The sequence below is a fragment of the Methanolobus sediminis genome, assembly GCF_031312595.1.
In the GTDB taxonomy this organism is placed as follows: domain Archaea; phylum Halobacteriota; class Methanosarcinia; order Methanosarcinales; family Methanosarcinaceae; genus Methanolobus; species Methanolobus sediminis.
In genome coordinates this window covers 2,044,856-2,060,143 of sequence record NZ_CP133592.1, presented here as the reverse complement: position 1 = coordinate 2,060,143, position 15,288 = coordinate 2,044,856, and the positions used below count along the sequence as shown (strand labels likewise).

The window sequence follows — 15,288 nt, the reverse complement described above, 5'->3', positions numbered from 1 at the left end:
AATGGTTACTTTAAAACAAGGAAGTAACAATGGACGAATTTGTAACATTCTGCCGCAATGTCTTCGTACCCGTCACAAATATTTGCAGGAATAAATGCAGGTATTGTACATTCAGGTGCGACCCGGATGATCCGGATGCAAAACTTATGAAGATAGATGAAATTTTGCCGATCCTGGAAGATGGTAAAAAAGCAGGATGCACAGAAGTTCTTTTTACATTCGGAGAATATGCGGAGGAAGTTCCCAGGTATAAAGAATGGCTGGAGGAATTGGGATACAGCAAAACAGTAGACTACATATATGAATTGTGTAAAGTAGCCATTAATACAGGCCTTTTGCCACATACCAATGCAGGTGTACTGAATTATACGGAACTTGAGAAGCTAAAACCCCTGAATGCCAGCATGGGATTAATGTTAGAGACTACAGCAGACGTAGCTGCACATGAAGGCTCTCCCGGAAAGATACCTTCAAAAAGAATTAAAACGATACGTTACGCTGGTGAGCTCCATATACCCTTTACAACAGGCATACTCATAGGTATAGGTGAGACACTTGATGACAGGATCAATTCCCTGATCACCATTGCCGAACTACATGAAGAATATGGACACATACAGGAAGTCATAATACAGAACTTCACTCCCAAACCGGATACACCAATGGCGGATATGCCTTCCCCTACCGATGAAGAGATGATGCAGGCCATACTGATAGCAAGGGAGATACTCCCGGACGATATAGCAATACAGGTTGCGCCAAACCTGATTGACCCATATATCCTTATCCAGTGTGGTGCCAGTGACCTGGGAGGGATCTCACCAACCACTATCGACTGGATAAATCCTGAAGCCGAATGGCCAAGTGTGTCTGAATTGAAGGAAATGGTGCATGAGACAGAACTTAAAGAAAGACTTCCAATTTATCCGCAGTACATTAAGAAAGGGTGGTACAGCGAAAATCTGAAAGACCTGATCAACAGTCTTGCAGACGATGATGGATATCGGAAACTTTGATTTTCTATCGGGCACACATTTTAAATACAAAAGAAAGGTATCAGTGTGAACTATGGACCCTATTATTCCGGAAGATATCATAGAACGAGCCTACCAGGGCAAGACCACAAAGGAAGATGCGCTTTTTCTATTAGAAGTGCCACCGTTCAAGCTGTTTGAACTTGCGGACAGGTTGCGCCAGGAAACAGTAGGTGAGACAGTGACCTACGTGGTAAACCGCAACATCAATTTCACTAACCGCTGCATTGGAAACTGTGGATTCTGTGCGTTCTGTGATAACACCGGCTATATTCTGGACATTCAGGATATACTTGAAAAGGTAAGGGATGCGGAGAGTCAGGGAGCAACTGAAGTATGTATCCAGGGAGGACTACTTCCAAATGTGGATATCAATTTCTATACAGACATAATCAAAGAAGTCAAGGCAGAGTTCCCACATATCCACACACATGCATTCTCACCTATGGAAGTATATCATGCTGCAAAACAGACAGGTATCACCGTTGGTGAAGCTCTTACGATGCTCAAGGAAGCGGGACTTGATACCATGCCAGGTACTGCTGCGGAAATACTGTCCGACAGAGTAAGGGACATAATTTGCCCTGGCAAGCTCAAGACGGATGAATGGGTTGATGTTATCACACAGGCACATCAGACCGGCATTAACACTACCGCAACGATCATGTACGGACATGTAGAGACTATTGAGGAGCGTATTGACCACATAATGCTTATCAGAGAGATACAGAAGAAGACCGGAGGTTTTCTGGAGTTTGTACCACTGACATTCATGCCTTACAATAACAGGATAGGAGAGGAGATGATCAGGCAGGGAAGATATGCAACTCCCGGAATGCAGGACCTCCAATTATATGCGCTTGCACGTATTATCCTTAATACCCACATTAGAAACATTCAGGCAAGTTGGGTCAAGCTGGGAAAGAAGCTGGCACAGGTCGCTCTTTTCTGTGGTGTTAATGACCTTGGTGGAACCCTTATGGAAGAGAGGATTTCAGCATCTGCAGGTTCTACAAATGGTCAGTTCATGTCAGCACAAGAACTGGAATGGTTTATTACATCATCAGGAAGACAACCATTGCAGAGGAATACAACATACAAACCAATTCTCAGCAATGATTCAGAACAGATGAAGTTCAAAATCGCCTGAGGAAAGGATGTACTCTTTTATTAATGACGAAATTATAGAGAATGCAAGAAACGGTGAAATATCAAGAGAGGAAGCTCTTTCCCTGATGTATATTGACCCTTTTGCACTCTTTTCTTTTGCTAATGAATTGCGTAAGGATGTTGTTGGTGACAAGGTAACCTATGTAGTGAACCGCAACATATACCTTACTAATATGTGTGCTGGAAGCTGTGCTTTTTGCGCATTCAAAGCGAAAAACGGGTACATTCTTTCAACGGAAGATGTACTCAAAGAAGTTGAAAAAGCACATGTTGCAGGGGCCACAGAGGTGTGTGTGCAGGGAGGATACATTCCACAACTCAACATGGATTACTATGCAGAGCTTTTTGATGCCATAAGGTCGAATTATCCTGCAATAAATATGCATGCACTTTCACCCATGGAAGTACATTATGCTGCAAGCATGGATAAGATGGCTCTGGAGGAAGCATGCGGAATTCTCAAAGATTGTGGAATACTGACACTAACAGGCACATCTGCAGAAATACTTGTTGACCGTGTCAGGAAAATCATCTGCCCGGACAAGATCACAAGGCAACAGTGGATAGATACTATTGAAGCTTCACATAACGTTGGCCTGAGGACTAATTCTACGATAATGTACGGACATGTGGAAACCGTTGAAGAAAGACTGGAACACATATTCACCATAAGGGAAATACAGCAACGTACTGGTGGTTTCACAGAACTTATACCCATGCCATTCATGCCATATAATAACAAAGTAGGTGAAGAGATGATGCAGTCCGGAAAGTTCATGACCACTGGCATCGAGGATCTACGCCTGCAGGCAATAGCAAGAATAATATTAAACGGGCATGTTGATAATATTCAGGCAGCCTGGGTAAAACTTGGAAAAAAGCTGGCGCAGACAGCACTTTACTGTGGTGCGAATGATCTTGGAGGCACACTAATGGAAGATAAGATCACCACGGCATCAGGGGGAACAAATGGAGAGTTTACTCCTGCTGAAGAAATGGAATGGATGATTCGCCAGACAGGACGTGTGCCTGTTCAAAGGAATGCATTGTATGAGGAAATACGATGAAAGCATTGATACCTTATAAAAAGAAGAACGCTAAATCAAGGCTTTCACCTGCGCTTACTTTGGAAGAACGTGAGGATTTTGTAGAACTCATGCTAAGAGATGTTATTTCAAGTCTAAAGGAAGCGGGCATAGATGAGATAGATGTACTGACAACACCCGACAATGGTGTTCCTAAAGACCTGGATGTTAATGTTGTTCTTAGCGAGCATGATCTGAATGAAGCCATCAATGCTTATCTGGAACAGGAAAATAAGCCAATATTCATCATAATGGCAGACCTTCCACTGGTTAGGGCAAAACACATAGAAGACATTGTTTCAAGAATGGAGGATGTCGTAATAGTCCCTGGCAAAGGTGGAGGAACAAACGTCATTTTCATAAAAGACCCTTCCAATTACTATGTCAAATATTACGGCTCAAGTTTCCTTAACCATTGCAATATTGCAAAAGACAGAGGATGTTCCGTTTTCATTTATGATTCATTCATGCTCAGCACTGATATTGATGAACCACATGATCTGGTAGAGATAATGCTTCATGGACATGGGAATTCACAAAAATATGTAAATGAAAGGTTTGATATGAAAACAGGCAAGGCCAGAGCAAAGATAAATGCTGCAGGCGATGCATAAACAACATATATTCCTTTTACTATAAGGGACTCCCTAATTACTGGTTCAAATACAAAAATTAGAAAGATATATTTCCTTTTAAACTATTAGTGACAAATTATACAAATTAATAGGTGATAATGGTGACCATCAACGTAAATAAATTCAAATGCGGATATTGTGGGGCATGTGTTAGTGTATGCCCAGCCGGAGCACTTGAATTGGTTGAAACCTGGATCGAAGTAAATGAGTTATGTACTTCTTGCGGCATCTGTGCTAAAATATGCCCTGTCGGAGCTATTGAGGTGAAAAAATGAAAAACGAATATGATGTTGTGGTCATAGGTGCCGGCCCAGCAGGATCAATAACTGCAAAAACAGCCGCTGAAAAAGGTCTCAGTGTCTTATTGATCGAGAAAAGACAGGAGATAGGCGATCCCGTAAGATGTGCCGAGGGAGTAAGCAAAGTATGGCTCAGAAAGCATATAGAGCCTGACCACCGCTGGATATGCGCAGACGTAAAAGGTTCACGCATCTTTGCCCCTGACGGGACAATGATAGAAATGGCAGAAGAGATTGCAGGCGGAGAAGTCGGATATGTTCTCGAACGTAAGATCTTTGACAGGGCCCTTGCCTACGAAGCCTCAAAAGCCGGTGCAGATGTAATGGTAAAAACCAGAGCCACTGATCTTATTATTGAAAATAATTTTATAAAAGGCGTGAAAGTATCTCATCTTGGCCAGTCCTATGATATCAAAGCAAAGATAGTCATTGGTGCCGATGGAGTAGAATCAAAGGTAGGAAGATGGGCGGGAATTGACACTGCAATAAAACCAGCAGATATTGAAACCTGTGCCCAGTATCTTATGAGCGGTACGGGTATTGACCAGAACTATTGTTACTTCTATCTCGGTAATGATGTCGCACCTGCAGGTTATGTCTGGATTTTCCCTAAAGGAAATGATATGGCTAATGTTGGTATTGGTATAATGGGTAACAAATCAGGTAATGGAAAACATGCAATTGATTACCTGAACGATTTTGTGAATGACAAATACCCGGATGCAAAAATACTGGAGGTCGATGTTGGTGGAGTTCCTGTATGCGGCAGTATTGAAAAAACCATTGCAAACGGACTGATGTTAGTAGGAGATGCAGCCAGGCAGTCTGACCCCATCACAGGCGGCGGAATCATCAATGCGATGGAAGCTGGAAAAATTGCTGGTGAGGTAGCATACAATGCCATATCCAAAGGTGATGTCTCTGCAAACGCGCTTAATGAATATGAGATAAAGTGGCGGGAAACTATCGGTCGTGAGATTGACAACAGCCTGATAGTAAAGGATACATTTGTTAAATTTACTGACAAGGAACTTAATTCACTGGGACATTCTCTGGAAGGAGTTAATTTCTCAAGCATGAGCCTGATTGAGCTCCTTTATGCGCTATTCAAAGCAAATAAGAAACTCCTCTGGGATTTAAGGATACTTTTCAAGAACGTAGTCAAGTATGAACTTGACTTTGAAAGATAATAAAGTGACCATATAATCACTTTATCCCATTTCTTTTTTATTTTTATCTTACTACCTGCTTACCGTCTCCAGAATTCAGGAGTAAGCATCACTATCACAGTGAAAACCTCAAGTCTGCCAACCCACATATTGCCTATGAGCAACATTTTTCCAACAAAAGGGACAACATCAAAATTAGCCATTGGACCTACAAGATTAAAACCCGGACCGATGTTACCCAATGTTGCAATTGATGCAGTGACGGAACTTAGAATATCCATACCCATTAGGGAAAGAAGACCAGTAGATACTGCAAATATCATAAAGTAGATCACTACAAAAGAGACTATTGCCTGCATTACATCATCAGGGACGGTTTTGTTATTGAATTTGATAGGCTGAACGGCTCTTGGGTGAATTGACTTAAAAAGAGCACGCTGTCCGTATTTAAGGAGAAGAAGGAACCTTACAACTTTAATACCACCGGAAGTTGAGCCTGCACAACCACCTATGAACATTACAGCAAGCAATACGATCTTTGCAGAATCTGTCCATAAATTGAAATCCACTGTTGCAAAACCGGTTGTTGTCATGATAGAAACAACCTGGAATACTGCATACCTGAATGATGTTAATATTGTCTCGCCCATATCATTCCAAAGACTGAATGTTAGTATTGCAGTTGCAATGAGTGTAACTGCAGCATAGAACTTGAACTCATCATCTTTCACAAGGCTGTTCCTGTCAGTGTACAGTGTGCGGTAGTGTAGAGCAAAGTTAGCTCCGGAAATGAACATGAATAGTGTAATAATACCTTCAATAAGTGGACTGTTGAATGCAGCAACACTCAGACCGTAGGGGGAAAAACCACCACAAGCCATTGTCGTAAACGTATGGGTCAATGCATCATAAAAGGACATACCTGCGAGCAGCAGAGCAATGACCTCCAGCAAAGAAATTGAACAATAGACCAACCATAGTATCTTAGCTGTTTCTCTGATCCTTGGTTTGATCTTATCTTCCGTCGGACCAGGAGCTTCTGCCCTGAACAACTGCCTTCCCGCAACACCAAGTTTTGGAAGAATGGCAATGAAAAGCATGATAATACCCATACCACCCAGCCATTGTGTAAGACTACGCCAGAAAAGTATGCTTCTGGAATGAGCTTCAATATCAAGAAGGACTGTTGCTCCGGTTGTTGTAAAACCGGACATGGATTCAAAAATCGCATTTATTGGGCTTATGCCATCAAGCATGAAAGGAATAGCACCAAATATAGCAGCTGCAAGCCACCCCAGTGCAACAATGGCAAAACCTTCCCTGGTTTTCCATTCTTCCGATGATTTATAACGTGCTGAAAGCAGGATGCCTGTAAGCCCGGTAATTACCACAGCAACCAGAAATGGATAGAGAGAATCCCCATAATAGATTGCCACCAGTAAAGGAAGAATCATTATGGCACCCAGAAACCTGAGGAGACCACCTAATACGTTCAATATGACTTCGTACTTCAAGAACACACCCCTTCATGAACTACTTGAACAGCCTCTCAACTTCAGCGTTTGCGGACTGGAGACAGAAGACAACTACACGATCTCCTTCCTTAATAACATATTCACCACGTGGAACAACTGTATTTCCATTGTGGACAACCATACTAATAATAGCACCAGAAGGGAATTTTACATTTTTCAGGGGTTTGCCCACAATCTTTGACTTCTTAGAGGCGGTATACTCTACGATCTCAGCCTTTTCACCTTCAATAGTAGTGATCGACTCAATTCCCTGGCCAAATGTCAGTTTCAGGACTTCATTAACTGTGGCCTGCCTTGGACTTACTGCACTGTCAACGCCCACCATCTCAAACAATGAAACATAATCTGAGCGATCTGATCTGGCAATAACCTTTTTCACACCGAGCTGTTTGGCAAGCAAGGCACACAAAAGATTCTTTTCGTCACTATTGGTCACGGAAATAACAACATCCATCTCAGAAATACCTTCTTCCTTCAGGAGATTGATATCTGTTCCATCACCATTAAGAACTAATACATCGGGGAGTTCCTCTGCAATTTCAAGGGACCTGTCCTTATCGGATTCAATAATCTTTAGATCGAATTGACCATTCAATTCACTATTTGCTACCATTTTAGCAAGGTAGAAACCAACTACACCACCACCGATTATCATTACTTTGCTTCTTTTACCCGTCTTTTCCCCGAAAAGATCACGGACTTCTTTCATGGCAGCAGGTTTACCGATAACAACTATGTGATCATTACTTTCGATTACATCCCCACCATGTGGAATGATAACCTCTGCATCCCTGAAAAGCGCACTTACTATGCAGCAATTTGCAAGATGAAGATCCTGCATTTGTTTCCCGACAATCTTATGGTCAGATGGAACCACAAATTCCATCATTTCAACCTTACCGTCGGCAAAAAGTTCTGCATCGATAGCAGAAGGAATAGCAAGGATCTCTGCAACTTCTGATGCAAGAGTTAGCTCCGGGCAGACCATGATGTCAATTCCAATCTTAGGCCTTTTAGCCACAGGCTTGTCAATATAATCAGGATTGCTTACCCTTGCAACTGTTTTCAATTTAGTAGCATCGTGTACAGTAAGCTTTGAAGCCATACATGCAACGATGTTCACCTCATCCGAACCTGTAACAGCAACCAGAAGACCTGCATTTTCAAGAGCTTCATGAAGAATGGAAACGTTGGCACCATTGCCATGAATTACGTGGACATCAAGCTCATCTGCACGTGCACATGCTTCCTCATTCTGGTCAACTATCACAACATCATTCGTCTGGTAAAGAGCCTTAGCAATATGATAACCAACCTCACCAGCACCAATAATCACGATCTTCATAATAATACCTTCAAAAGGTCATAAATAAGATATTTGTTGATACGGAAAACAAAACCGCATAATGTCCTTATTTCTTATTATATCTTACCCACAAAACAAAAACTGGTGAAGCAATATAAATAGATGCCCTAAAAAAGAGATAAAAATAAAATACGAAAGAAAAAGAGAAGGGACTATGCCCCTGCTTCAAAAGCACCTTTTACCTTCTCAAAGATACCTTTTCCGCCTTTAGTAGCCTTTACATCAGGTCCACCGTCAAGTTCCTGAAGCTTTTTGAATAAATCCTTCTGCTCGTTTGAAAGCTTTGTAGGCGTCTTAACGATGATCTTAACAAGCTGATCACCGTGAGAATGTCCGTGAAGATGAGGCATGCCTTTGCCCTTAAGGCGCAATATGGAATGAGTCTGTGTACCTGGCTTGATGTTCATTTTCACTTTACCGTGAAGTGTCGGTACCATTACATCCCCACCAAGTGCGGCTGTTGCAAAAGAAATTGGCTGTTCGTATACAATATCATCGCCAACCCGCTGGAACTTGTCATGGGGCTCCACATGGACAACAACATAGAGGTCACCTGATGGTGCGCCAGGACTACCTTCTTCACCTTCGCCCCTTACTTTCAGGCGAAGTCCATTATCAGCACCCTTTGGAATTTTCACAGAGATCTTGCGAACCTTCTTCATCTTACCCGTACCCTTACATGCAGGGCAAGGATCATCAATAATCTCTCCACGTCCGTGACATGCATTACAGGTACTTGTTGACATGAATGTACCGAAAGGTGTCTTACGTGCCTGGGTCATCTGACCGGAACCATGACATGTAGGACATGTCTTTGGACTTGTGCCCGCTTTGGCACCGGTTCCATTACAGGATTCACAGTTTTCTGCACGAGGAACATTAATGGTAGTTTCAACACCTTCAGCAGCTTGCTCAAGAGTGATTCCAAAATCATAACGCAGGTCAGAACCTCGCATCGGACCCTGTCTTCTCTGGCCTCCACCAAAGCCGCCGAAACCTCCAAAGCCACCAAAGCCGCCGCCTCCGAATATACCTCCAAGTATATCACCAAGATCTGCAAAATCCCCGAAGTCAGCATTCCTGAAAATATCTTCCTGACTGTAGCGGCCATCAATACCTGCATGACCGAACCTGTCATACTGTTCCCTTTTCTCTGAATCGGAAAGTACAGCATAGGCTTCTGATATTTCCTTGAATTTTTCTTCAGCGCCTTCGTCCTTGTTCTTGTCCGGATGATACTGCATTGCAAGCTTTCTGTAAGCTTTCTTGATCTCGGACTCTGTAGCATCCTTGGATAAACCTAAGATTTCGTAATAATCGCGTTGGGTGGACATGGATGATTCCTGTTATATCTGGATATATAATTATATGATCTATTGTAAAATTAAAGGTAGTAAGATACTTTCAGATTAAAGTACCTTACCCGACATATCCATGTATTGATTACTTGTCATCATCAACTACTTCGTAGTCTGCATCCATAATGGTGTCATCACCAGTGTCTGATCCTTCCATATCTTCTGCGGCAGATGCTGCAGTTGCAGCTTCTTCCTGTGCCTTCTGGTACATTGCAGCAGATACATCGTAGACAGCAGTCTGAAGAGCTTCGGTCTTAGTCTTGATATCCTCGATGTCATCAGACTCGAGAGCAGCCTTCAAGTCACTGACAGCAGCCTCAACCTTTGACTTCTGCTCAGCGGTTGCAATCTCATCAGCTTCCTTGAGAGTCTTCTCTGCGGCGTTTACAAGGGATTCAGCTGTGTTCTTGACCTCAACTTCGTCCTTGCGCTTCTTGTCCTCTTCAGCATGCATCTCAGCATCCTTGACCATCTTGTCGATCTCTTCATCAGTAAGACCACCTGGCTTCTGGATGGATATGGACTGTTCCTTTCCGGTTCCCTTGTCCTTTGCAGTTACGTGGAGGATACCATTTGCATCGATATCGAATGTAACCTCGATCTGTGGAAGCCCTCTTGGTGCTGGGGGAATTCCATCAAGTGTGAACCTGCCCAGGGACTTGTTACCAGACGCAACACCTCTCTCTCCCTGAAGTACATGGATCTCTACAGATGGCTGGTTGTCAGCTGCTGTTGAGAAAACCTGGCTCTTCTTGGTTGGGATGGTTGTGTTCCTTTCGATAAGTGGTGTTGAAACTCCTCCGAGTGTCTCGATACCGAGTGTAAGCGGGGTTACATCCAGCAGAAGTACATCGTGAACCTCTCCGCCAAGTACACCGGCCTGGATTGCTGCACCAACTGCTACAGCCTCATCAGGATTGATGTTCTTGTATGGATCCTTTCCTGCTGCCTTCTTTATAAGTTCGGTTACTGCAGGCATCCTGGTGGAACCTCCTACAAGAAGTACCCTGTCGATATCAGATGCTGATACCTTAGCGTCCTTCATTGCCTGGTTGACAGCCACAAGTGTCTTGTCAAGCAGATCAGATGTCATCTTCTCAAACTGTGCCCTTGTAAGGTCAATATCAATGTGTTTTGGCTGACCATTTGCATCTGCAGTGATGAAAGGAAGGTTGATGTTGGTTGAAGTTACACCGGAAAGCTCGATCTTTGCCTTCTCAGCTGCATCCTTTAGACGCTGGAGAGCAGCCTTGTCCTTTGAAAGATCGATGCCCTCGTTCTTCTTAAATTCATCTACAAGGAAGTCAACGACTCTCTGATCAAAGTCATCTCCACCAAGGTGTGTGTCACCAGCTGTTGAAAGCACCTCGAATACTCCACCACCAAGCTCAAGGATAGATACATCAAAGGTACCTCCTCCAAGGTCATAGATGAGTATCTTGTGGTCTTCCTCATCCTTGTCAAGACCGTATGCAAGTGATGCTGCAGTAGGCTCGTTGATAATTCTCATTACCTCAAGACCTGCAATTGTACCGGCATCCTTTGTAGCCTGTCTCTGAGAGTCATTGAAGTATGCAGGTACAGTAATTACTGCTTGTGTGATGGTCTCACCGAGATAGGATTCCGCATCTTCCTTCAACTTGCGCAGAATCATTGCAGAAATTTCCTGTGGTGAGTATTCTTTTCCGTTAAGTGTTACTTTATAGTCACCTTCACCAATGTGCCTCTTTATAGAGCTTACACTGTTTTCGGAGTTGGTGATCAGCTGCCTTTTAGCAACCTGACCTACCAGTTTCTCACCCTTCTTAGAGAAACCTACAACAGAAGGAGTTGTTCTTCCACCCTCTGCGTTAGGGACAATAGTAGGTTCTCCACCTTCGATCACAGCCATACAGGAGTTTGTAGTTCCCAGGTCAATTCCCAATATCTTTCCCATAATATTACCTCTTTTATATGAATTAATAATAGTTTAATTGTAAATTATTGATTTTATTTGTTTTGAAGATATCCTCTAAAGATAAATCTGAAATCTGTCCTTTTATTTTTCAGGTTTCTTCGAAACAGTCACCATTGCAGGTCTTATTACCTTTGTGTGCAGGCAGTAACCCGGTTTGCAAACATCTATCACAGTATTATCATCATGATCAGGATGTTCCACATGCATCATTGCTTCGTGGAGGTAAGGGTCAAATTCAGCACCTTTGCACTCGATCTTTTCAAGACCTTCTTTCTCAAGTATTCCAGTAAACTGTTTGAAGACCATCTCGATACCAGTGATAACAGATGAAATGTCTTCAGTCTGCTTTGCAGATTCTAATGCACGCTCGAAATTATCATAGACTTCAAGAAGCTCAATTATAATCTGCTCAACTGCAAACTTACGATATTCTTCTTTCTCCCTGGTGCTTCTTTTACGGAAATTATCAAATTCCGCGGTAAGCCGTAGGAGCTTATCACGAAGCTGTGCAGCCTCATTTTCAGTAGTGGTTTCTTCAACTTTACCTTCATCAACTGTTTTTGAATCTAAATCGTCACAATTCTCTGGTCCATCAGCCATTCTCAATATCTCCGCATATTCTGTGCGCGGTAAAGTGTAGTCGAACTAGTGATTGTTTGAAGTTCTATAAATAATTTTCGCATATGTGTCTTGTTTTGGCGAAATGAAGTGTACAAAAAAGAGAATTAATGCATATTTTATGCTGGACTTTAACATTATAATGCTTAAAAAGCATTGCTGAACCTATGCTGCAGAATACGTATCAGAAGCATGCTTGCAATCATACAAACTGCAAGAGCGGAAATTACCTGATCAAATCCAATCTCAGTAATACCACCACCAATAGCAAATCTTACACCACTGAAAAATGCAGTTGCAGAGACAGTAGCTACCAGACCTATGATTGCACCACCGACAAGAGAACCCATATAATCTGCACCTCTTGATTCAAAAAATACAGAGCCTGCTATAAAGATCACTGCAAAGATAAGAAGCATAACGGCCATCGGAACCGGAGTGCTACCTTCGCGAGCCATGCTCATTAGCCCAAAAGCCACGCCGATCATGAAAACTGCCATCGTGGTTGATACAACCAGTGCCTGCACAAATGGGTTTTCCGTATTTACATCCATATTCATCCCAGTCCTCTATCAGTAATCATAGTATATAGTCATTTTTAATATAAAGCAAGAAGATATACATGTCACATAAGTGCCAAAACAGGATGAAAACTATAACTACGATAAAACAATAACAGAAAACATATAGCACTATTAAAACAGATTGCTACCAAGTAATAAGAAGAACAAACCATTGTGTCCTAAGTGTACCATAAACACAACGGTTTCTTACTCCTCTACTCACTTACTTCCGATACGTGCCTCTTTTCTTTGTCAAAATAGTATCTTATCGGGAAAGATACTATTTATATACCCCCGCCGTAAACCGGTTAAACCCGGCTCCAACCCGACGCACCTTAATTGAGATAAACTCTCAACCCTACTTATCAAGATATTAGTTATAGTATATAACACAAATTCGGCGAAATTTACTACCGCCCATCAAATTTTAACGTCATTGAAATTTCAAATGCCATTACAACGAAATAATGAAAAGTATCCTGTAAAAACCGGAGTATAATATACAATAGTAAAGGATATATCAAATAAATGCAGTTGCATCCAGCATGAAAATACTGCTTGCTGAATACGCTATGGGAATTGGCCTGAGTGGAACATTGTTGCTGGAAGGCAGAGCTATGCTAAGTACCCTTGCTGACAGTTTCACACGCCTTGGACATGAGGTTACCTACCTAACCGCGCAGAGCAAGCTAAAATGCGGAAATGCTGTAATATCTGACGAGAACACATTTGAAGATATGCTGGAGAAAGTTTCAAAAGAAAGTGATGCAGGTCTTGTTATCGGCCCTGATGAACTACTTGGCAACCTCACCGGAATAATAGAAAGAAACACAGTAAACCTTGGTTGCTCCTCAGGATCAGTGCGTTTGTGTGCAGATAAACTGACTTGTACAAATACGCTGGAATCAAATTCAATTGCAGTTCCAAAAATAATGGACATGGGTTCCAAAGGGAAGTATGTTATTAAACCAAGGTTTGGATGCGCTTCCGAAGGAGTCAGACTCAAACCTGCAGAAAATATGGATGAACAGGCAGATGAGTACATTGCAACTGAATATGTTGAAGGAGAGCACCTCAGTGTCAGTTTGATATGCGGACAGAAGTCCCTTCCTTTAAGCCTTAACAGGCAATTAATCGATATAAAAGAAGAGAATGGCGAAACCATTTTTGATTACAAGGGAAACCAGGTACCATACAGAGCGGACTTTGAAAATGAAGTATTCATCACTGCAAAGAAAACAGTTGAAACCCTGGGATGCAATGGGTACGTGGGAATAGATATAGTATATGGAAATAAACCATATGTAATAGATGTGAACCCAAGGCCTACCACTGCAATATTCGGACTTGTCAGGACACTTGGATGTGAAATTGGAGAATTACTACTAATGAATATGTTTGGAGAGCTTCCTGAGTCAGTTGAACTTACAGGGGAATGTTCTTTCACCAAAGATGACATTGAGGACATCATATGATAATAATAGGGATCGATATTGGCGGTGCGAATACTAAAATAGCTTCCGCTGACGGAAAGATCATTGAACTACATTACATCCCGTTGTGGAAAGATACAACTCTGCCGGAAGCACTTGAGGATATTGCTACCGAACTTAAACCGGACATGGTCAGTGTGGTTATGACAGGAGAGCTGGCAGACTGCTTCGAAGACAAACTTCAGGGTATTCAGTTTATAATGAAGTCTGTTGACGAGGCTTTTGATTGCAAGACTATGTATATAGATAGCAATGGACACTTCTATGATGAATCATCAAGCCTGCGTGAACTTGCAGCAGCTAACTGGGCTGCATCCACAAGACTGATAGGGGCTGAGATCGGAGACTGTATTTTTGTAGATGTTGGAAGTACCACCAGTGATATAATTCCCATCAAAGACGGAAAACATGTTGCAGGGTTAACTGACTTTTCAAGACTTGTGCGCAGCGAACTTTTTTATGCAGGGACCTTAAGGACAAACCTTGCTTACCTGCTGGATAAAGTAAAGGTTGCAGATGGTGATTGCAATATTTCTTCAGAGCTTTTTGCAAACACCGCTGATGCATACCTGCTACTTGGAGACATCACGGAAGAATTGTATACCTGTGAAACCGCAGATGGTGCAGGCAAGACTAAAAATGATTCTATGAGAAGACTGGCAAGGGTAGTATGTGCAGACCTGACAGAAATATCACCGGATGAGATTTACAATATTGCAGCCCAGGTTAAAGAAAAGCAAATAAGCCTTCTTTGTGAGACCATCTCTGTTGTTGCTGAGAAGAATGGACTCAACAGGATAGTTTCCGCAGGATTGGGGGAATTCATGATAAGGGAAGCAGCAAAGCGACTTGGTTTTGAATGCATTTCCGTTGCTGAAAAATGGGGAACTGACATCTCCAAGGTTTTCCCTGCATACGCTGCTGCAAGGATATTGGAAAATGAGACCTCACAGCCGGGAAAAGAATAAGAACTCAGAGAAGATACAATTAATAGGTACATCAATTA

14 protein-coding genes are annotated in these 15,288 nt (G+C 42.3%); 8 read left to right on the top strand and 6 right to left on the bottom strand.

Features of this window, described 5'->3' with window-relative positions:
* Positions 1-29: 29 nt before the first annotated feature.
* The 6 genes from cofG (at position 30) to RE474_RS10185 (ending at position 5,413) form a co-directional block, all read left to right on the top strand.
* A complete protein-coding gene (gene cofG / locus RE474_RS10210; RefSeq protein ID WP_309310268.1) occupies positions 30-1,016 on the top strand; it encodes a 7,8-didemethyl-8-hydroxy-5-deazariboflavin synthase subunit CofG in 987 nt (328 codons plus the stop codon).
* Between the two features lie 52 nt (positions 1,017-1,068).
* Positions 1,069-2,184: a 5-amino-6-(D-ribitylamino)uracil--L-tyrosine 4-hydroxyphenyl transferase CofH gene (gene cofH / locus RE474_RS10205; RefSeq protein WP_309310267.1), complete on the top strand. Its 1,116-nt coding sequence runs from the start codon at positions 1,069-1,071 to the stop codon at positions 2,182-2,184.
* A gap of 7 nt (positions 2,185-2,191) precedes the next feature.
* Positions 2,192-3,271 carry a 5-amino-6-(D-ribitylamino)uracil--L-tyrosine 4-hydroxyphenyl transferase CofH gene (cofH, locus tag RE474_RS10200; RefSeq protein ID WP_309310266.1) on the top strand — a complete coding sequence of 360 codons (1,080 nt, stop codon included), beginning with the start codon at positions 2,192-2,194 and terminating at the stop codon, positions 3,269-3,271.
* Positions 3,268-3,903, top strand: coding sequence for a 2-phospho-L-lactate guanylyltransferase (gene cofC / locus RE474_RS10195; protein ID WP_309310265.1), 636 nt, complete (start codon positions 3,268-3,270; stop codon positions 3,901-3,903). Before cofH (RE474_RS10200) ends, cofC begins: the two co-directional genes overlap by 4 nt.
* Before the next feature lie 119 nt (positions 3,904-4,022).
* A complete protein-coding gene (locus RE474_RS10190; protein WP_023844399.1) occupies positions 4,023-4,199 on the top strand; it encodes a 4Fe-4S binding protein in 177 nt (58 codons plus the stop codon).
* Positions 4,196-5,413 (top strand): NAD(P)/FAD-dependent oxidoreductase, encoded by a 1,218-nt coding sequence (locus tag RE474_RS10185; RefSeq protein ID WP_309310264.1) that lies wholly within the window; start codon positions 4,196-4,198, stop codon positions 5,411-5,413. Before RE474_RS10190 ends, RE474_RS10185 begins: the two co-directional genes overlap by 4 nt.
* A 59-nt stretch (positions 5,414-5,472) precedes the next feature.
* Here the strand turns inward: RE474_RS10185 and RE474_RS10180 are convergent, their stop codons facing one another.
* From RE474_RS10180 to RE474_RS10155, 6 genes are all read right to left on the bottom strand, one after another.
* Positions 5,473-6,906 (bottom strand): TrkH family potassium uptake protein, encoded by a 1,434-nt coding sequence (locus RE474_RS10180; RefSeq protein WP_309310263.1) that lies wholly within the window; start codon positions 6,904-6,906, stop codon positions 5,473-5,475.
* A gap of 19 nt (positions 6,907-6,925) precedes the next feature.
* Entirely contained in the window at positions 6,926-8,272 is a 1,347-nt protein-coding gene (gene trkA / locus RE474_RS10175) for a Trk system potassium transporter TrkA (RefSeq protein ID WP_309310262.1), read from the bottom strand.
* 173 nt (positions 8,273-8,445) lie between these two features.
* Entirely contained in the window at positions 8,446-9,627 is a 1,182-nt protein-coding gene (dnaJ, locus tag RE474_RS10170; protein ID WP_309310261.1) for a molecular chaperone DnaJ, read from the bottom strand.
* A 109-nt stretch (positions 9,628-9,736) separates the two neighbouring features.
* Positions 9,737-11,587 carry a molecular chaperone DnaK gene (gene dnaK / locus RE474_RS10165; RefSeq protein ID WP_309310260.1) on the bottom strand — a complete coding sequence of 617 codons (1,851 nt, stop codon included), beginning with the start codon at positions 11,585-11,587 and terminating at the stop codon, positions 9,737-9,739.
* A gap of 102 nt (positions 11,588-11,689) precedes the next feature.
* Positions 11,690-12,208, bottom strand: a complete 519-nt coding sequence (gene grpE / locus RE474_RS10160) for a nucleotide exchange factor GrpE (RefSeq protein ID WP_309310259.1) — start codon at positions 12,206-12,208, stop codon at positions 11,690-11,692.
* Positions 12,209-12,372: 164 nt separating this feature from the next.
* Positions 12,373-12,780: a heat-shock protein gene (locus RE474_RS10155; protein ID WP_309310258.1), complete on the bottom strand. Its 408-nt coding sequence runs from the start codon at positions 12,778-12,780 to the stop codon at positions 12,373-12,375.
* A 554-nt stretch (positions 12,781-13,334) separates the two neighbouring features.
* Between RE474_RS10155 and RE474_RS10150 the strand changes: the two genes are divergently transcribed.
* Together RE474_RS10150 and RE474_RS10145 are read left to right on the top strand one after the other, a co-directional pair.
* Entirely contained in the window at positions 13,335-14,264 is a 930-nt protein-coding gene (locus RE474_RS10150) for an ATP-grasp domain-containing protein (protein WP_309310257.1), read from the top strand.
* The gene (locus tag RE474_RS10145) at positions 14,261-15,250 is read left to right on the top strand and encodes a hydantoinase/oxoprolinase family protein (RefSeq protein ID WP_309310256.1); all 990 of its coding nucleotides are present in this window, start codon (positions 14,261-14,263) and stop codon (positions 15,248-15,250) included. Before RE474_RS10150 ends, RE474_RS10145 begins: the two co-directional genes overlap by 4 nt.
* Positions 15,251-15,288: the final 38 nt, after the last annotated feature.